The 17025-nt window shown below is 44.5% G+C and carries 19 protein-coding genes; 18 read left to right on the forward strand and 1 reads right to left on the reverse strand.

The window, feature by feature from the left end; genetic code table 11:
* Positions 1-13 precede the first annotated feature (13 nt).
* Entirely contained in the window at positions 14-721 is a 708-nt protein-coding gene (locus HMO_RS0102690; RefSeq protein WP_010298445.1) for a 4'-phosphopantetheinyl transferase family protein, read from the reverse strand.
* A 115-nt stretch (positions 722-836) separates the two neighbouring features.
* Here HMO_RS0102690 and HMO_RS15390 point away from each other — a divergent pair, with 115 nt between their 5' ends.
* The 18 genes from HMO_RS15390 to HMO_RS0102780 are packed head-to-tail and all read left to right on the forward strand — an operon-like array spanning position 837 to position 16642.
* Positions 837-1241 (forward strand): hypothetical protein, encoded by a 405-nt coding sequence (locus HMO_RS15390; RefSeq protein ID WP_139016805.1) that lies wholly within the window; start codon positions 837-839, stop codon positions 1239-1241.
* A complete protein-coding gene (locus HMO_RS15395; protein ID WP_010298448.1) occupies positions 1198-1974 on the forward strand; it encodes a beta-ketoacyl synthase chain length factor in 777 nt (258 codons plus the stop codon). The genes HMO_RS15390 and HMO_RS15395 overlap by 44 nt, the downstream gene beginning before the upstream one ends.
* Positions 1958-2743, forward strand: a complete 786-nt coding sequence (locus HMO_RS0102705) for a lysophospholipid acyltransferase family protein (RefSeq protein ID WP_010298449.1) — start codon at positions 1958-1960, stop codon at positions 2741-2743. The genes HMO_RS15395 and HMO_RS0102705 overlap by 17 nt, the downstream gene beginning before the upstream one ends.
* Positions 2736-2999 (forward strand): phosphopantetheine-binding protein, encoded by a 264-nt coding sequence (locus HMO_RS0102710; protein ID WP_010298450.1) that lies wholly within the window; start codon positions 2736-2738, stop codon positions 2997-2999. Before HMO_RS0102705 ends, HMO_RS0102710 begins: the two co-directional genes overlap by 8 nt.
* A 1-nt stretch (position 3000) precedes the next feature.
* A complete protein-coding gene (locus HMO_RS0102715; protein WP_010298452.1) occupies positions 3001-3246 on the forward strand; it encodes an acyl carrier protein in 246 nt (81 codons plus the stop codon).
* On the forward strand, positions 3227-3814 hold the full coding sequence (locus tag HMO_RS13540; RefSeq protein WP_010298453.1) for a COG4648 family protein: 588 nt from the start codon (positions 3227-3229) through the stop codon (positions 3812-3814). Before HMO_RS0102715 ends, HMO_RS13540 begins: the two co-directional genes overlap by 20 nt.
* A 17-nt stretch (positions 3815-3831) precedes the next feature.
* The gene (locus HMO_RS13545) at positions 3832-5247 is read left to right on the forward strand and encodes an AMP-binding protein (protein WP_010298454.1); all 1416 of its coding nucleotides are present in this window, start codon (positions 3832-3834) and stop codon (positions 5245-5247) included.
* Positions 5241-5618, forward strand: coding sequence for an ApeI family dehydratase (locus tag HMO_RS0102730; RefSeq protein ID WP_010298455.1), 378 nt, complete (start codon positions 5241-5243; stop codon positions 5616-5618). The genes HMO_RS13545 and HMO_RS0102730 overlap by 7 nt, the downstream gene beginning before the upstream one ends.
* Position 5619: 1 nt before the next feature.
* Positions 5620-7332 carry a glycosyltransferase family 2 protein gene (locus tag HMO_RS0102735; protein WP_010298456.1) on the forward strand — a complete coding sequence of 571 codons (1713 nt, stop codon included), beginning with the start codon at positions 5620-5622 and terminating at the stop codon, positions 7330-7332.
* Positions 7325-8893, forward strand: coding sequence for an HAL/PAL/TAL family ammonia-lyase (locus tag HMO_RS0102740; RefSeq protein WP_010298457.1), 1569 nt, complete (start codon positions 7325-7327; stop codon positions 8891-8893). The genes HMO_RS0102735 and HMO_RS0102740 overlap by 8 nt, the downstream gene beginning before the upstream one ends.
* On the forward strand, positions 8890-9321 hold the full coding sequence (locus HMO_RS0102745; RefSeq protein WP_010298458.1) for an acyl-CoA thioesterase: 432 nt from the start codon (positions 8890-8892) through the stop codon (positions 9319-9321). The genes HMO_RS0102740 and HMO_RS0102745 overlap by 4 nt, the downstream gene beginning before the upstream one ends.
* Complete coding sequence (locus HMO_RS0102750) at positions 9318-9947, forward strand: LolA family protein (protein ID WP_010298459.1); 630 nt, start codon at positions 9318-9320, stop codon at positions 9945-9947. The genes HMO_RS0102745 and HMO_RS0102750 overlap by 4 nt, the downstream gene beginning before the upstream one ends.
* Positions 9940-12312, forward strand: coding sequence for an MMPL family transporter (locus HMO_RS0102755; RefSeq protein ID WP_010298462.1), 2373 nt, complete (start codon positions 9940-9942; stop codon positions 12310-12312). Before HMO_RS0102750 ends, HMO_RS0102755 begins: the two co-directional genes overlap by 8 nt.
* Positions 12309-12953, forward strand: a complete 645-nt coding sequence (locus tag HMO_RS0102760; RefSeq protein WP_010298464.1) for a DUF3261 domain-containing protein — start codon at positions 12309-12311, stop codon at positions 12951-12953. Before HMO_RS0102755 ends, HMO_RS0102760 begins: the two co-directional genes overlap by 4 nt.
* Positions 12950-14185: a beta-ketoacyl-ACP synthase gene (locus HMO_RS0102765; RefSeq protein ID WP_010298466.1), complete on the forward strand. Its 1236-nt coding sequence runs from the start codon at positions 12950-12952 to the stop codon at positions 14183-14185. Before HMO_RS0102760 ends, HMO_RS0102765 begins: the two co-directional genes overlap by 4 nt.
* Positions 14186-14207: 22 nt before the next feature.
* Complete coding sequence (locus tag HMO_RS0102770) at positions 14208-14663, forward strand: hotdog family protein (protein ID WP_139016806.1); 456 nt, start codon at positions 14208-14210, stop codon at positions 14661-14663.
* A 24-nt stretch (positions 14664-14687) separates the two neighbouring features.
* Positions 14688-15419, forward strand: coding sequence for a 3-ketoacyl-ACP reductase FabG2 (locus HMO_RS0102775; RefSeq protein WP_010298469.1), 732 nt, complete (start codon positions 14688-14690; stop codon positions 15417-15419).
* Positions 15419-16642, forward strand: a complete 1224-nt coding sequence (locus HMO_RS0102780) for a beta-ketoacyl-ACP synthase (protein ID WP_010298473.1) — start codon at positions 15419-15421, stop codon at positions 16640-16642. The genes HMO_RS0102775 and HMO_RS0102780 overlap by 1 nt, the downstream gene beginning before the upstream one ends.
* Positions 16643-17025 lie beyond the last annotated feature (383 nt).

Here is a 17025-nt window from a genome sequence, read left to right on the forward strand (position 1 = left end):
ATTTCCGCTAGCCTTAACCGAGGTCAGCTAATCTTAAAAGCCTGATCGGCATATTCTTAGACTGAGCCACTGTATACAACAGATCATCGTTAAGCTGATTTTGTTCGAGAAAGAAGCCGTTACCTTCAAATTCTATGAATAAGGCAAGCTTTGGGTGTAGGGCATCAAGATAAGGACTTAGATCAATAGCCAGCGCCTTGCTTAACCCTTTGCCCTGGCATTTTGCTAATGCTTCTTTAGCGGTCCACAATTTATAGAAGCCCATCTGGCCGTGCTCGAAAACAAAGCGCTTTTCTTTTTCAAAAAATGCATAATCAGCTAAATTATTATAAGCTCGGGAAACTGTTAAATCTTCCAAATCAATACTGGCAGGCGCTTGGGGATTTGAAAGTAAACAGGCAAGCCATGGCCCCGAGTGACTGATACTGATTGCAGGTAAATCGACAGAGTTATTATCTTTTGCATAAAACAGATAAGGACTTCCAGAGGCCAGTCTACGGACCTCAACTTTTTTCACCTGGGCAGAAGAGAGAATATTTAAATTACAAAGAAGACAACGTGCCAACGATAAAGCGACTAGACGCCGCTCCTGAACTGAAAACCGATAAGGCAGCGATGGGCAGTAAGAAAAATCAGCTATGTTGGCATAGCTTTTTACTACCTCCTTGATCGCCGTTGAGGGAAGATTTACAATGGCGAGTATATTTTCTTTTAACAACATAAAAATTTAATGCATTGATTTACCTTAAAATATATTCTAAAAATGTTTACTGTCAACAGTAAGTATTATTATAAAAAATTAGTAAAATTTTAAAGAAAATATTATGGAGTATAAAATGAATTATCCTTCTCTAGTTTTAGGAACGGGAATGCTTGTCCTTAGCTTAACCGCTTGCTCACATAATGAGCCTCTTTATAATGTGGATCATCATCCCTTACCGCCTTATGCTCAAAAGTTATCGTTAAATGAGATAGAGACAATTATTAGCCAAACAGCATCCCGCCGAGGATGGGAGTGCCATCCGAAGAGCTATAATAAGATGGTATGTAATGTTAAAAGAAGAAATCATACCGCAGTACTTGAAATTAATTATACTAATACTTATTTCTCTATTGTAAATTTGAATGCTTATAATTTAAATTACAAAGATGGCAATATTCATCCTAAGTATAATAAATGGGTAAGACTTTTAGAAAATGAGATTGAAAGCTCAATTAGTCGCAAGGCATCAGCAAGATAAGGTTTCTCCCCCTAACGGGCAAGTGAACAATACTTATCTATGCCGTTGTTTTTGGCAAGTTGGCAACGTTTCGGGCACATGGCCAGAAATGGAACTAACTTCTGGCGATATTCCTGCTTCTATGCGTCGGCGTTTAACCTCTTTGGGACGCCGCGCTATTACTATGCTTTATGCGGTCCTGGCGTCTTTAGATAATAAAGATATTGCTTGGGTGGTGTCGTCGCGCCATGGAGATACTGACCGTATGGCTAACCTTTTAACAGGGCTCAGTCAAAAAGAGTTACTGTCGCCAACAGATTTTAGTATGTCAGTACACAATGCAATTATGGGAATGTTTTCAATTGCGACTGGAAACACCCAGATGCAGACATCTTTATCAGGCGGCGCCTTAAGCTTTGAGACAGGCTTGCTTGAAGCCTTGGCGTTACAGAAAGATAAGAATAGCACCGTTGGCTATATATATTATGATGCGCCGCTTCCGTCGCACTATAATAGTATTTATAAGAATAATGAATCAGAAATCTGCACAATCATTATTCTTAAGAGTGATAAAGGGCAAGCTGATTTTAAAGAGAAGTCTCGTGCCTTTAAGATAAATTTTATTCGAGACAGTGCAGCATTTTTCGAGGGGCAGGCTGGGGGAGCCTTTTCATTCCTGAATTTTATTCAGAGCAATGAAAATAGTTTTTCATTGCATGTGCCCGGTGGGGCAATCCATGTGGAACAAATTTAAACTTAGAATTGATTACATAAAGCGCTTAATTGGCACAGCGATTGGTTTTTCTCTTTTCGGCCTAGGCGGACTTCTACTTTGTCTGACTCTATTTCAAATGATCAGAGTCCTGAGCAGAGGCAGTACGCAGCGGCGGGCACGCGTACGCTCATTAATCTGCTATATTTTTAGGGGTTATTTAAAAACTTTAGAAATTCTAGGAGTTATAAAAGTTGAGGCTCGCAGCTTGGAAGAGTTGCGTGGCCTCAAAGGCACCCTAGTGATCTGCAATCACCCCAGTTTATTGGATGTGGTGATCCTGATGTCCAAGCTTAAAAATGTCCAATGTGTGGTTAAAAATGAGCTGTGGCGGAATCCGCTTATCGGCGGTGTGGTCCGGTCTGCAGGTTATATTCGTAATGATATTGATCCTGAAAGATTTTTAAAGGACTGCAAGGAGCAGCTTGACCAGGGAGAGAATATTATTATTTTCCCAGAAGGAACCCGGTCAATTCCTGGCCACCCTATCCATATGCGGCGCGGCTTAGGGAATCTAGCATTAGCTGCTGATGTGAACATTCAAACGATTCTTTTAGGTTGCGAGCCGGTTTCACTGACAAAGTCAGAAAAGTGGTATCACATCCCGCCGCGACGCATTAATTTTAAAGCTCACATTGGAAAGTTGTTCCTCATCAGTGATTACCAAGGGGACGCGCCTCGTTCCTTGAGAGTAAGAGCGCTCATGCGCGATATTCAACACTATTATAATAGGTATTTAGGATATGAATAATTTAGAAACTGAAGTCAAACAGTTAATTATTGACAGCTTAAATCTTGAAGATTTAACAGTTGACGATATTGACAGTAATGATCCTTTGTTTGGCGAAGGATTGGGATTGGATTCCATTGACGCTTTAGAATTGGGTATGGCTCTTCAAAAGAAATATCAGCTTAAGATCAGCACCCAAAATGAGGATCTAAAAGCTCATTTCTACTCCGTCAACACACTTGTAGAATTTATTAGTCAGATCAAAGGAGGAAATTAATATGACCAGAGAAGATATTTTAGCAGAACTATCAACATATTTGGAAGAATACTTTGAAGTGTCTAAAGAGGCGATCACCTTAGACTCTAAACTTTATGAAGAGCTGAATCTCGATAGTATTGATGCGGTGGACCTTATTGTAAAACTGCAAGAAATCACCAAGCAAAAAATTGCTCCTGCTGATTTTAAAGAAGTTCGAACTGTCGGCGATGTCGTAGAGAAAGTTTATGCGCTCATTCATAAATAATAGACTTATAGGCATGCTCGCTGCTGCCTTATCTATCGGCTATCCTCTGGTTATCTATTGGGGCGAAGGTAAGATTTCAGCAACCACCTTGATGAGTGGCATGCTCGGGATGCTTATTTTGCGAGCCGGTCTCCCTTTACTGACTAAGAGAGGAAGTATAAGCTTTCTGGAAAAAAGCTCTGTGATTTTATGCAGCTGCGTCACCGCAGTCATGATGCTGCTTTACCGCTGGAATCCAGAACTCGCCCCTTTCCTGTATCCCATTGTTATGAGCCTGGCCGCTGCCAGTCTGTTTAGCTATACCTTGGCCTATCCACCTAGCATGATTGAACGTTTTGCACGATTAATGACGCCAGATCTTGAGCCAAAAGGAATAGAATATACCCGAAAGGTAACAATTGTGTGGATGCTTTTCTGCATAATTAATGCCAGCATTTCGCTGATGACGGTGATCCTTGATTACCGTGACCTGTGGGCCCTTTACAATGGCTGCATTTCCTACCTGCTCATGGGTACCCTGATGGGCGGTGAACTCTTGGTGCGTCGGCACCATAAATCCAACAATTGAACGAAAAGATTTCAGTGATGGCGATACATTCCTTAATCCCTGTTCATAAGCTTTTAACAGAACGCGACGTGGCAACGTGGTCCAATTACTGGCAACCTTTAAACGATGAGGATTGCACTGTAACTTCACAGTATTGTCAGGCTGTTGCCACGGTTATGGCAAGATTCCACCACGACAAAATAAAGAGGATTTTCCTAATTCATAAGGATCGCGCTTTATTTTTGGCAGGTTTTTTGGCAGCACTCCAAGTGGGCATCCCGGTGATTCTGCCGCCAAGTGATGCGCCTGGCCTGTTAAAGGATTTAATACAGCCAGAGGATGGGTTATTGACCGATCAAGTGGAACTCTTACCCTTATGTTCCACCACCTATGTGCTAAACAGCCTAGCAGATTTAAATAATTTCTCGGAGTCGCCGTCTCTCCTGTTCACTGATTTTGATCCGTTAGAACGGTCAATAACTTTTTATACCTCAGGGTCAACCAATACGCCGAAGGCCATTAGTAAAACTTTACGGCAATTAGAAACCGAGATAGCTGCTTTAGAAAAAAAATGGGGAACCGTTGTTTTAGAATGCCAATTTTTCTCAACAGTTCCCCATCATCATATTTATGGCCTACTGTTTTCTTTACTATGGCCAGTTTGTAAGGGGTACCGCTTACAGCGGCAGACTTTTAGGTGCTGGGAAGAGATTGTCCCCCATATCAAAGCAAGCGATTATCTTATTTCCAGTCCATCGCACCTGGGGCGGATGCCTGATTTTGAGAGTAAGGACAACTTAAGATTACAGTATGCCTTTTCTTCCGGCGGTGCCTTATCTTTTGACGCCGCTCAAGCAACTAAGAAAGCTTTAGGGGTTTTACCTTGGGAGATACTAGGCAGCACTGAAACAGGTGGGATCGCTTATCGCCAACAACATCATCCTGCCCAATCATGGACAAGATTTGAAGGCATAAAGCTTATTAAAGGCGAGAATGAGCAGCTTTATCTTCAATCTTCCTATTTACCAGACAACTCTATTTATGAAACCCAAGATCGCATTGAGATGCTGGATGAAGACCACTTCCACTTACTCGGGCGAGCCGATCGGATTGTGAAAATTGAGGGCAAACGCGTCTGTTTATCAGACATCGAGCAGAAACTAGTCGCCTCGGATCTTATCCAACAGGCCGCTGTCATTCCGGTGGATACACCAAGACGGCAGCAGTTGGGGGCCATTGTTGTGCTCTCACCCGCTGGCCAGCAACAGTTGCTTGCTCAGGGTAAGACTTATTTCCTGCGCGAGCTTAGGACCTATTTGCGCGATTATTTTGAAGCGGTTGTAATTCCACGGCGATGGCGTTTTATGGACGTGATTCCCAGTAACAACCAGGGAAAACGCCCCTATCACCTTTTACAAGCATATTTTAACTCCAAGGAGCACAAACAATGTTAGGCTCGCCTCGTTATCCAGAATTTGTAGAACGTTGTATTGCGCAAAATCACGCAAAAATCAGCTTCAAGCTCCCAGCTGATCTGTCCTACCTTGACGGGCATTTTCCAGAATTTCCTATCCTTCCCGGGGTGGTGCAGCTTCACTGGGCAGTCGAACTCGCTCAAGAAATCTTCGGAATTAACAGCCTAGTATCCCACGGTAGCCAAATTAAATTTAGCAATGTCATTACTTCTTCTGAGGTAATCTATGAGCTAAATCTAGTTTACAATTCGGACAAAAACATGTGTTCCTATCGTTATAAAAGCCAGGAGAAAGTTTATTCTTCGGGGAATATCCATTATTCATCACCTTTAAAAACAGGTGATAAATAAAATGGCTTATAAGATCTGTGCTATTATTCCAACCTTTAACCATTACTCTGCTTTACCAGGAATTCTCCAAAGACTCTCAAGGCTTGGGTTAGAAACTTTTATTATTAATGACGGCAGTCGCCCAGACATCCAAGAAGCTTTGCAAATCCTCGCGCAACAAATGCCGAACATCCACCTGATTCACTTGGAGGACAATCAAGGAAAAGGCAAGGCAGTTTACGCCGGTTTTAAGGCCGCCGCACAAGCAGGCTACACCCATGCCTTTCAAATCGATGCGGATGGTCAACATTCATTAAAAGATCTGCCTCAATTTTTAGAATTATCGCAGCGCAATCCTCACGCCCTTATCAGTGGTCAGCCTATCTATGATCAATCTATTCCGCTGGCTCGTAAGATTGGCCGATGGTTTACTCATATTTGGGTTTGGATTGAGACCTTATCCTTACGCATCTCTGATAGTATGTGTGGCTTTCGGATTTACCCTGTTTCGGCCAGCTTGGCTGTCATGAATGCCTACCACATTGGCATGCGCATGGATTTCGATACTGAGATTATGGTACGACTATTTTGGCAAGGCACCCCGGTGATCATGAGTCCGGTTGCCGTCTCTTATCCCCAAGGCAATCTTTCTAACTTTGATGTTTTTCGGGATAACTGGCGCATTACCAAGATGCATACGCGTCTGTTCTTTGCGATGCTCAGAAACTTACACCATATTATCTTCAAGCGGCCCAACTATAAAAATTTATATTTACCCACGAATGCGGTCTATTGGTCCAGCTTAGCTGAGAGAGGCTCCTTGCTAGGATTGTTTTTCTTTGCCTGGTGCTACCGGTTATTGGGGAAAAAAGTGTCTCGGCTTATCGGCGCTCCCGTTGTTTTTTATTTTTATCTTACCAGCCAAACCCAAAGGCATGCATCAAAGCTCTTCTTTGAGCGTCTCGCAGCTTATAATAAGCAACCTTCTAAGGCATCGTTCTGGAATGGGTTTAAGCATTTTATGGCTTTCTTTGATATGGCACTGGATAAATTTGCGGCCTGGGCCAGCCCTAGCCGTGTCGATGCCATTGATCCTGATAGCCAAGACCGCCTTTCCCAGATAATGGCCAGTGGCCAGGGAGGCATGTTGCTGGTTAGCCATTTAGGCAATATGGAATTTTGCCGGGCAACTTCTGTGCCTGAGCATAGAAATCGCCTGCATGTCCTACTCCATCAAAAGAATTCCCAACGGTTTCATCAACTCCTGAAAGCGTTTAATCCCTTATCTACAATCAATATTATTGAAGTGACGCAGATGGGGCCGGAGACAATAATTTATTTAAAAGAGCAAATCGCTAAAGGGGACTGGGTCATTATCGCCGGCGATCGTATTCCTGTTAACAACTCTCAACGGTTGAGTTATGCCTCTTTTCTGGGCCATCGGGCCCCCTTTTCCCAGGGTCCTTATATTTTAGCTGCTTTACTCGAATGCCCTGTTTACACTGCTATTGCCGTTCGCCAAGACCACCATTACCGTGTTCACCTTGACCTTTTTGCTGAGAAAGTCACCCTTAACCGCCATACGCGGGCAGACGATCTGACAGGTTATGTACAACGCTATGCCCATTATTTAGAGGGTCAGTGTAAAAATTATCCATATCAGTGGTTTAATTTCTTTGACTTTTGGAAACAGGATCCCCAGATATGTAACATCGAAGGGGGAAACCATGAATAAACAATCACTTATTGAAGTCGGCCTTGACCGAATGATAACCATCGAAGAGATTGATCTGATCGCACGTCGAGAAGCAAGATTGGTTCTCTCTCAGGATGAAAATTTTCGAGCTCATATTACTAAGGGCGCACAATTTTTAAAGGAAAAGTTTCAAGCCGACGGCTGTATTTATGGTGTTACCACCGGCTACGGTGATAACTGTGTCAGAGCCGTACCGTTAGCTCAGGTTGAAGAATTACCCTTACATTTAACGCGGTTCCATGGCTGCGGGCTGGGAGATTTCCTCTCTTTGCCGCAAACGAGAGCCGTTCTCGCCGTCAGACTTATTTCGCTTTGCCAAGGGTTTTCAGGCGTAACAGTTGACCTGTTGGAAAGACTAGAAATGTTATTGCATCATGATATTCTCCCCGTCATTCCTAGTGAAGGATCGGTGGGGGCGAGTGGGGACTTGACGCCGTTATCCTATGTGGCGGCTGTCATTGTCGGCGAACGAGATGTCTGGTACCAAGGAAAACGGCGCGCAACCGCTGAGGTTTATCAAGAGCTGGAAATTCAAGCTTATAAATTGCAGCCAAAAGAGGCCTTAGCCATCATGAACGGGACAGCTGTTATGACAGGCTTAGCAACAGAAGCTTTTTGCCGCGCTAAATATCTGGCTCGTCTCTCAGCTCGCCTCACCGCGATGACTTCTTTGGCGCTTAAAGGCAATCCTCAGCATTTTAATGCTTACTTATTTGCCGCCAAACCGCATGTAGGCCAATCGCATATTGCCGCCTATATCCGTTCAGATTTGGAAAATGCGCCCCAAGATTTTCCAATTGGGCGCTTACAAGATCGTTATTCTACCCGCTGTGCGCCGCATATCATTGGGGTCTTAGAAGATATGCTGCCCGTCTTTAAAAAGCTGATTGAAACAGAAATCAATTCAGCGAATGATAATCCTTTAATACACTTAGCCGAGAATGAGCAAGAGAGCAGCATTTTACATGGCGGCCATTTTTACGGCGGCCATATTGCCTTTGTTATGGATAGTTTGAAGAACTTGGTCGCTAATATTGCTGACCTGCTAGATCGGCAAATGGCAACTTTGGTCGATCCTAAATTTAATAATGGCTTGCCAGCAAATCTTTCTGGCGCTCACGGGACAAGAGCCCCCATCAATCATGGCCTTAAAGCTCTACAAATAGGCGCCTCGGCCTGGACGGCTGAAGCCTTAAAGAATACAATGCCCGCGAGCGTTTTCTCACGCTCAACCGAAAGCCACAATCAAGATAAGGTAAGTATGGGAACGATTGCCGCTCGCGATGCATTACGGGTACTCCAGCTGTCTGAGCAAGTGGCCGTGGCGCAGCTGATCGCCGCTGTACAAGCGCTACGCCTCCGTCAGCAGGAAGGCGCCCTTGGACGGCAGAATTATTCCTCGGATATGTGTTTATTCCTGGATATGGTTAATGATGACATTCCGTTTATCGCCGAGGATCAACCTTTAGAGTCCTATTTGCGCGCCCTGCTCGATAAAATTCAGAACCGCCGCTGGGCTTTATATGGAGCAGCAAAATGATTCCCTTATTGACAGCTTCGCAGGTAATTGTTATCCAATTTAATGATCTCGATCCGATGAACGTGGTCTGGCATGGCAATTATTTGCGGTATTTTGAGGCGGCTCGCTCTGAGCTGCTAAATAAGGTGAATTATAATTATGGTGAAATGCAAGAGTCAGGCTATATGTGGCCTATTGTGGATGTTCACATTAAATATATTCGCCCTTTACGCTTACATCAACGCATCAGAATTGAAGCAACCCTGCTTGAATATGAAAATCGCTTAAAGATTGGCTATAAAATTTATGATGACCAGACTAATCAGCTTTTAACTAAGGGATCTACCACACAGGTAGCGATCAATCAGAGCACCTCGGAATTGGAGTTCAGATCTCCTCCCCTCTTAATCGAAAGAGTTGAAGGAACAATACAAGGACCAATACAATGAGAAAGCTTTTATACCGTTATATATTGCTTATTCTAACCCTTGTGACTGTTGCGCCTGCGACGGCAGACTTTAAGACTGTCTTAACCCATCTCCCTAAGGGTGGGATGTTAAAAGCTAAGTTTACCCAAAAACGCTATCTATCAGGCATACCCCAACCAATAAAATCGACGGGTAACATTGTTCTTTGGAACGGCAAAGGCTTACTTTGGAACACAGTTGAGCCATTCGCGAACACCATCTTATTAACTGCTCAGGGGATTTTTCAAGTTGAAGATGGCCAAAAAACGTCATTAACAGCCAATCAAAGCAATCATAATCAAAAGGTCCTGTTAGACCTGATCTCTCATATCTTAAATGGCTCCTTTGAAGATATTGAACAGTTTAAAGTAGAACCTTTAGCCGTCTCAACACCGAGCCAATGGAAAGTAAGGCTCTTGCCACCCCAAAATATAAAATCTTTTATCTCTTCTATTATTGTAGAGGGCGGAAATTATATCACCGGCATTACTATAAATCGCCCTAACGCTGATAAAGATGAAATCACCTTAACACAGCATACTCTCATTAATTCTCAAGACGTAAATAAGGTGATTAACGCGCCGATGCGGAGATTATTTAATGAATAAGATCCGATATCGCTTCCATGCTATCCTCAGTATGGCTTGGTTGATAAGTCTGTTAGCCTTAGCTATCTATGATTACCAGAAACTTTCTACCCCGGGCAAAATACAGCATGATCTTTTAGCTCTGCTGCCAGCAAGCCGTACAGAGGCTATGACAGATATCAAGCTTTTCATGGAAGATATCAACTTATCGAAGCGAGTAATAATTTTATTAGGCCACCCCGATCCAGCAATAGCTAAAGCCGCCCTTAATGAGCTCCGCCAACGCCTGTTCGCTGCTGATCTAGCTCTCAAAGAGGCGGATACCAGCTTGGTTGCAGAACAATATCACCATTTCTTTAAAGAACTTTATCCTTATCGGGCGGGATTCTTGTCAAATCAAGACCGATTGTCGCTGTTAAACGGCCAAGAGGAAAACTTAGCCAAGCGAGCAATGGCCACTCTCATGCAACCTTTTTCTGTGCTGGGTGGTGTCAATATTAAAGAAGATCCCTTTTCTCTTTATTCCAGCTTTATTCGGTCTATTCAGTTCAATCTCAACTTTCAAGCGGATGAAAATGGGGACTTATCTATTGCAACGTCGACGCACACTTGGTCCCTCTATCAAGCCAACTTCCGTGAATCAAGCTTTTCCTTGCCGGCCTTAGAAAGCATTTCGGATCAACTAATTCCTATTCTCGACCATCTGCGCCAGCAGTATCAGGTGAAAGTTTTAAAAACAGGGGTAGTTTTCTATGCGGCTGAGGGTTATAAACAAGCTAACTTTGAAATTTATTTGATAAGTATTATTTCAACTGCAGCCATTGTCCTGCTGCTATTAACCTTTTTTCGCTCGGTTATCCCGCTTATCTTTGCTCTGCTTATCATTGCCAGCGGCGTTATTGGGGGTATCTTTGCTTGTTTTGCCGTATTCGGCAGCATCCATATTATTGCGTTGGTTTTCGGATGCACCCTCGTGGGGGTTACCGTTGACTATGCTTTACATTATTGCTGCGCCAGTTATCGACAACAGATCCCTGCAACGCAAAACCGCTTTGGCGTCTTAAAAAGTTTAATGCCTGCCCTGCCCTTGGGTGTATTATCCTCAGCTTTAGGCTATGGCTTACTATTTCTAGTGCCTTTTCCGGGTATTCAACAGATGTCAGTTTTAGCCTGCAGTGGCTTAATTTTTGCTTTTATGAGTGTTTGCTTGTTTGGGCCGTATGTTATTAAGCCCTTATTGCATGATACCCCGCTTCCTGCTCTATATTTTCAGAACTTTCTAGAAAAGTTAGCCAGCATGGGCAGCTCCCCTTCCTTCAAGCGGGCATTACCTATTGCAGCTTTAACCATCTCTGGGAGCGGCAGCTTATTTCTCGAATTTGATGACGACATCAGACATCTTCAATCCCTTAACGTTAAATTAAAAGCAGAAGAAGACCAGATTAAAGCTTTAATGCAGCACGAAACAGCCGCCACCTTTTTCAGCGTGGAAGCAGCTGAACCCGAGCAAATATTGCAACAATTGGAAGCCATGGAAGAAGAGCTAACTCAGCTACAACAAGATAAAGTTATAGCTGGCTATCGCAGCCTTTGTCACCTTATTTCCTCGGCTGCCCGCCAGCGTCATAATCGTCGACTCATCGAGCAAAATCTCTACCGGGTGTATTGGCCTTCTCTCGCTCAAGCTTTAGCAATTGAGCCAATGATCACCTTAAAAGAATGGGGGCTAGACTCTCCCCTCCTCTTACTTGATCAGAATCGCATAACTAAGCTTCCCGAAGGCTGGCAGCATCTTATTCATGTCTTGCCCCAGGGAACAGTCAAAGGTAGAATTATGGTCAACGATGTCCGCAGCGCTCAGCCCCTTCAAGCCCTCGCCCAAAGGCATAAAGGTGTCACCTATATTGACCCTATCGCAGAGTATACTCAATTATTAGCTACTTATCGCTATACTTTTATGGGATTAGTCCTCGCGATTTTCCTGAGCATTGCTGCTGTCGTAGGACTGCGTGAAGGAGGAAAAGCCATGCTCTCAACTGTCACCCCCGTGGGCCTTGCTATTCTTACCACAGTTGGACTGTTGGGCCTGTGCCAAATTCCCTTGACGCTGTTTCATACGCTAGGCCTTATATTAGTACTCTGCATTGGCATTGATTACTCTCTATTCCTGCGTTTTAAGCCTCAAGAAAACAGCTCAGCTACCAGTGGCAACCTGTTATTACTCGGCAATGCTTTAGCCGCTTTTACCACCCTTTTCTCTTTTGGACTGCTTGCTTTCAGTAAAACAGCTGCCCCCCATGATTTTGGAGTTGCAGTTTCGCTGGGAATTACTATTTGTTTTATCATGACCACTATTTTGCTGGCTAAAGGATCTCACTCAAAATGAAGACTTTTAAATTAAGCCCTAAGATTCAGTTTATCTCACTGTTGGCACTTCTTGGACAAGCGCTCTTAATGCTGCCTGGCTGTGTATCAACGCCGGAAAATTTGCAGCAATCTAATGGGCTGCAAGAACAGCTCTCTGAGGTTCCTGTCAGCGAGAACGCTTATCTAAAACTGGACTCCACTTGGCTTTTACCTGACCACGGCACCTATCTGCAGCAAGTTAAAGCTACGATCCAAGGCCAGGACTATAAGTTTTCCGTCCATGTAAGCTTTGAGAATAAAAGACTCTCTCTCGTTGCTTTTAATGATCTGTATGGTCGTTTATACCAGCTAACCTGGGAACCGGGCAGCCTTAACTGGACGACCTCGGATAAGATCCCGCCGGCTTTAAAGCCAGAAAATATCATTGCTGATTTCCTGTTAGTTCATTCCGCTTTGGCCCAGTTGAACTCTCATCTGATAGGAGCCACGACTGAAGAAGACAAGTCTTCTCAAAGCTTGATGCGAACAGTTAAAAGCCAAGCAATCCTATTAAGAAAAATTGAAGGCACCCAGCCTGTCGGAGCTCTATGGCAAATGATTGTCATTAATAACCCTCAAGCCGGTTATAAGCTTGAAATACAAACGGTGCCCCTTTCATGAAACCTATCAATTCTTCAGCTACACGGACGTTCCTACCCGCCCTCGGGATTGCTTGCCCTTTGGGGTTAGGTAAACAAGCGGTCAACAAAGCTTTATTTAGCATTAAAGAGTCACCAATTCATATGAAAGTGTCTCTGCTTTCAGGTAAAGAAGTTCCTGTGGGTCGCGTCCCCTTTGAGGTACCGGAGATAGGTGCAGAATTTCAAGAGTTGCGTTCACGCAATAATGCCCTTTTGCAGCTGGCATTGGATGAAATTATCCCTTATGTCGACCAAGCTAAAGCTTTATATGGTTCGCACCGCATTGGGGTGGTTCTGGGTACCAGCACCTCAGGGATGTTGGAGGGAGAACAAGGGTTTTGTCACAAACAGCATACTGGCGAATGGCCAGCTAATTATCTTTACACTCAGCAAGAAGTGGCAAGCCTCTCTACCTTTGCCGCACGCTTTTTAAAGTTAGGGGGGCCTGCTTATACAATTTCCACAGCCTGCTCCTCAAGTAGTAAAGCCCTGTGTTCGGCTAAACGCTTAATCAATGCTGGTATTTGTGATGCTGTCATCACCGGCGGCGCTGATACGGTGTGTAGTTTAACACTAAATGGCTTCGATTCCTTAGAGCTTCTATCGGAGAAAATATGCCACCCTTTCAGTAAGAATCGCCAAGGCATAACCATTGGCGAAGGCGCCGCAGTATTCTTGATGACCCGCGATCCCTTATCGTCTGAGCCCCTAGTTGAACTTATTGGTTATGGCGAAAGCTCAGATGCTTATCACATCAGCTCGCCTGACCCAGACGGGAATGGTGCCGAAGTTGCCATAAGGGACGCCTTGAAAATGGCAGCTTTAGATGCGACAGATATCTCTTATATCAATCTCCATGGAACGGGAACCCCTTTAAATGATGCTATGGAAAGCAGATGCATTGCGAGGATTTTCGGAAATCAGTTGCCTTGTAGTTCTACTAAAGGACTTACGGGTCATACACTGGGAGCAGCTGGGGCTTTAGAAGCCGCCATCCTATGGCTTGCCTTAGCCAGTGAAGAGAAAGGCTCCCTTCCCTTGCCGCCCCATATCTGGGATGGAGAAAGAGACCCAGAGTTGGCGCCCCTTCACTTGGTAAAAGTGGGTGAACGCGCCACCATAACAGATAAGCCGATTGCCTTAATGAGTAATTCGTTTGCCTTTGGCGGCAGCAATGTCAGTGTGATCCTTAGCAAAGGTTTTGATGAATAAAAAGCTAGAGAAGATGATAAAAATGGATACACAATTTATAGATATTCCAGTTGCTGATCTGTTACCCCATAAACCGCCGATGGTTCTGGTTGATAAGGTTATCTGTTATCGAGAGGACTTTATTCACACCCGCCTTAGCATCCATAAAGACGTGCCCTTTTTCGCCCAGCAAGGCGTTCCCGCTTATATTGCAATCGAATATATGGCACAAACAGTGGGGGTATGGAATGGACTAATAAGGCGCCAACAAGATAAAGAGGTAGCTATTGGCTTCCTTTTGGGCACCCGTAAACTTACCCTAGAAATTCCCACCTTTTTAAGGGGAGCGACATTAGATATCTATGGCTGCCCCAAATATAGTGATGGCGAAATCGCTTGCTTTGAATGTTGGGTTGAAATTGACAACCAACGCGTTGCCCATGCCATCTTAAATGTTTTCCAGCCCCAAAATGGTTCTGATTTTTTAGCTCAACAATGAGAGTAGTCTGAGAGGAATTTTTTTATGTCATCTAGTAAATCGATATTGATAACAGGCGCCAGTAAAGGCATTGGCAAAGCCATCGCAATCAAGGCTGCCGAAGCGAGTTATGAAGTCATTGTCCACTATGTCAAAGACAAAGCCGGAGCTGAGGCAACCTTAAATCTTGTCAACCAAGCCGGAGCTACGGGTCGCCTTATTTGCTTTGACATTGCCGATCGTGAAGCTTGTCGCTTAGCCTTAGAAACCGATATGGCAGAGCACGGGACTTATTACGGCGTTGTTTTGAATGCAGGTATTGCGAAAGACAATGCTTTTCCAGCTTTAGAAGAAGGTGACTGGGATCAAGTGATTCATACCAATCTTGATGGGTTTTATAATGTCTTAAAACCAGTGGTGATGCCCATGGTAAGACGACGTCAGCCGGGGCGCATTATCACGTTATCCTCGGTCTCAGGACTAGCCGGCAATAGAGGCCAAGTTAACTACAGTGCTGCTAAAGCGGGGATTATTGGCGCCACCAAGGCCTTAGCTCTCGAGCTTGCCAAACGCAATATAACGGTGAATTGTGTGGCGCCGGGTGTTATTGAGACCACAATGACCGAAGACATTCCGCTTGACCACATTTTACCGATGATCCCGATGCAGCGGCTCGGGCAACCCGAAGAAGTAGCAAGTGTGATCAAGTTCCTTTTAAGTGAAGAAGCGGGCTACATTACCCGACAAGTTATCTCTGTAAATGGAGGGCTGATCTAATGCGTCGCGTTGTCGTTACAGGAATGGCCGGCATTACCTCGTTAGGTCATAGCTGGAAAGAGATTGAGCAAAACATGCGATCCGGGAAAACTGGGGTCCGTCATATGGCTGAATGGAGTGATATCGAGAATATGAACACTCAGCTGGGCGCCCCTATTCTCGGGTTGGACTTGGAGAACCGTTGGTCGCGTAAAGCAACCCGCGGCATGGGACCTGTGGCTTTGTACGCAACCTACACAACAGAGAAGGCTCTAGAAGCAGCTAATCTTTTAGGCGACCCGTTGGTTCAATCCGGACGTCTGGGTATTGCTTACGGCTCAAGTTTTGGAAGCACCGCCCCCATTGAAGGTTTTTGTGATCTTCTCTTTCACCGCAGTTTAAAAAAAGTGACGGCGACGAGCTATATCCGCATGATGAGCCATACTACTGCCGTCAATATTGGCCTGTTTTTTGGGATTAAAGGACGCATTATCCCGACCTCGACGGCGTGTACTTCTGGCAGCTTAGCCATTGGTTATGGCATGGAAGCTATCCGTTATGGCATGCAAGATATAATGGTTGTGGGGGGTGCTGAAGAACTGTGTCCCTCGATGGCCGCTGTTTTTGATACCCTCTATGCCACCAGTATCCGTAACACCACCCCTGACGCAACACCGAGCCCTTATGATGTGTCTCGTGACGGCCTGGTCATTGGCGAGGGAGCTACAACCTTAATCCTGGAAGAGTATAATCATGCGGTAGCTCGAGGCGCACCAATTCTGGCAGAAGTCGCGGGCTTTGCCACCAATCTGGATGGCAATCATGTCACTCAGCCATCAGCGCCAACCATTGAGGTAGCATTACAGATGGCTCTTGACGATGCCAAGATTAGTTCGAGTGATATTGGTTTTATCAATGGCCATGGAACTGCTACTGAATATGGCGATATTATTGAGACCCTGGCAACGAACGCTGTATTCGGTGAAAAAACGCCGATCCATTCCTTGAAGAGCTATTTTGGGCACACGCTAGGAGCCTGTGGCGCGATGGAAGCTTGGCTGGGAATAGAGATGATGCGTCAGGGTTGGTTCGCCCCCACGGCAAACCTTAAACAAGTTGATAGCCGCTGCGCCCCGCTTGATTACGTTATGGGTGAAGGCCGGCCGCTTGAAATCGACTATTTGATGAGTAATAACTTTGCTTTTGGCGGAATTAATACCAGTCTTATCTTTAAACGCCTTTAAATAAGACGCTCACGCTAGCTAGTCATGCTAAAGTATTTATTCTGATACTGAAAGAAATAAATTAAGTAAGCCCTATTTGCCGGTAATCTTGCAAGGTTTTGCCTTAAAATACGGCGAACTTTGCAAAATTGCCACCTTTAACCTCCCTTTCTGAGCTGTTTCTCAAACGCAGAACTGCTTTGATCCTTAGAAGCTCCCTATAAAATTGCGGAAAGGATACTGAGCTCAGCGAAGAACTTTTCTATAAAATTGATGAGATGGCTCTGCCGGTGCCTTTGGCTAAGATGCAGCAGCAACCAATGCTGTTTTGAGCACCAATAATAATTTTTTCAAAAATCTGCATGACATCCATATTACGAAAGAGTCTCGGCAGGGAGTTTTGC

It is taken from the genome of Candidatus Odyssella thessalonicensis L13, from assembly GCF_000190415.1.
Lineage (GTDB): Bacteria > Pseudomonadota > Alphaproteobacteria > Paracaedibacterales > Paracaedibacteraceae > Paracaedibacter > Paracaedibacter thessalonicensis.

What these genes read in the sequence shown, in the direction of transcription:
- HMO_RS13540 (WP_010298453.1), top strand. Translation starts at nt 3,227, where the DNA reads ATGCGCTCATTCATAAATAATAGACTTATAGGCATGCTCGCTGCTGCC.
- HMO_RS0102715 (WP_010298452.1), top strand. Translation starts at nt 3,001, where the DNA reads ATGACCAGAGAAGATATTTTAGCAGAACTATCAACATATTTGGAAGAA.
- HMO_RS0102755 (WP_010298462.1), top strand. Translation starts at nt 9,940, where the DNA reads ATGAATAAGATCCGATATCGCTTCCATGCTATCCTCAGTATGGCTTGG.
- HMO_RS0102710 (WP_010298450.1), top strand. Translation starts at nt 2,736, where the DNA reads ATGAATAATTTAGAAACTGAAGTCAAACAGTTAATTATTGACAGCTTA.
- HMO_RS0102770 (WP_139016806.1), top strand. Translation starts at nt 14,208, where the DNA reads ATGGATACACAATTTATAGATATTCCAGTTGCTGATCTGTTACCCCAT.
- HMO_RS0102750 (WP_010298459.1), top strand. Translation starts at nt 9,318, where the DNA reads ATGAGAAAGCTTTTATACCGTTATATATTGCTTATTCTAACCCTTGTG.
- HMO_RS15395 (WP_010298448.1), top strand. Translation starts at nt 1,198, where the DNA reads ATGAGATTGAAAGCTCAATTAGTCGCAAGGCATCAGCAAGATAAGGTT.
- HMO_RS0102690 (WP_010298445.1), bottom strand. Translation starts at nt 721, where the DNA reads ATGTTGTTAAAAGAAAATATACTCGCCATTGTAAATCTTCCCTCAACG.
- HMO_RS15390 (WP_139016805.1), top strand. Translation starts at nt 837, where the DNA reads ATGAATTATCCTTCTCTAGTTTTAGGAACGGGAATGCTTGTCCTTAGC.
- HMO_RS0102740 (WP_010298457.1), top strand. Translation starts at nt 7,325, where the DNA reads ATGAATAAACAATCACTTATTGAAGTCGGCCTTGACCGAATGATAACC.
- HMO_RS0102780 (WP_010298473.1), top strand. Translation starts at nt 15,419, where the DNA reads ATGCGTCGCGTTGTCGTTACAGGAATGGCCGGCATTACCTCGTTAGGT.
- HMO_RS0102760 (WP_010298464.1), top strand. Translation starts at nt 12,309, where the DNA reads ATGAAGACTTTTAAATTAAGCCCTAAGATTCAGTTTATCTCACTGTTG.
- HMO_RS0102705 (WP_010298449.1), top strand. Translation starts at nt 1,958, where the DNA reads ATGTGGAACAAATTTAAACTTAGAATTGATTACATAAAGCGCTTAATT.
- HMO_RS0102775 (WP_010298469.1), top strand. Translation starts at nt 14,688, where the DNA reads ATGTCATCTAGTAAATCGATATTGATAACAGGCGCCAGTAAAGGCATT.
- HMO_RS0102735 (WP_010298456.1), top strand. Translation starts at nt 5,620, where the DNA reads ATGGCTTATAAGATCTGTGCTATTATTCCAACCTTTAACCATTACTCT.
- HMO_RS13545 (WP_010298454.1), top strand. Translation starts at nt 3,832, where the DNA reads ATGGCGATACATTCCTTAATCCCTGTTCATAAGCTTTTAACAGAACGC.
- HMO_RS0102730 (WP_010298455.1), top strand. Translation starts at nt 5,241, where the DNA reads ATGTTAGGCTCGCCTCGTTATCCAGAATTTGTAGAACGTTGTATTGCG.
- HMO_RS0102765 (WP_010298466.1), top strand. Translation starts at nt 12,950, where the DNA reads ATGAAACCTATCAATTCTTCAGCTACACGGACGTTCCTACCCGCCCTC.
- HMO_RS0102745 (WP_010298458.1), top strand. Translation starts at nt 8,890, where the DNA reads ATGATTCCCTTATTGACAGCTTCGCAGGTAATTGTTATCCAATTTAAT.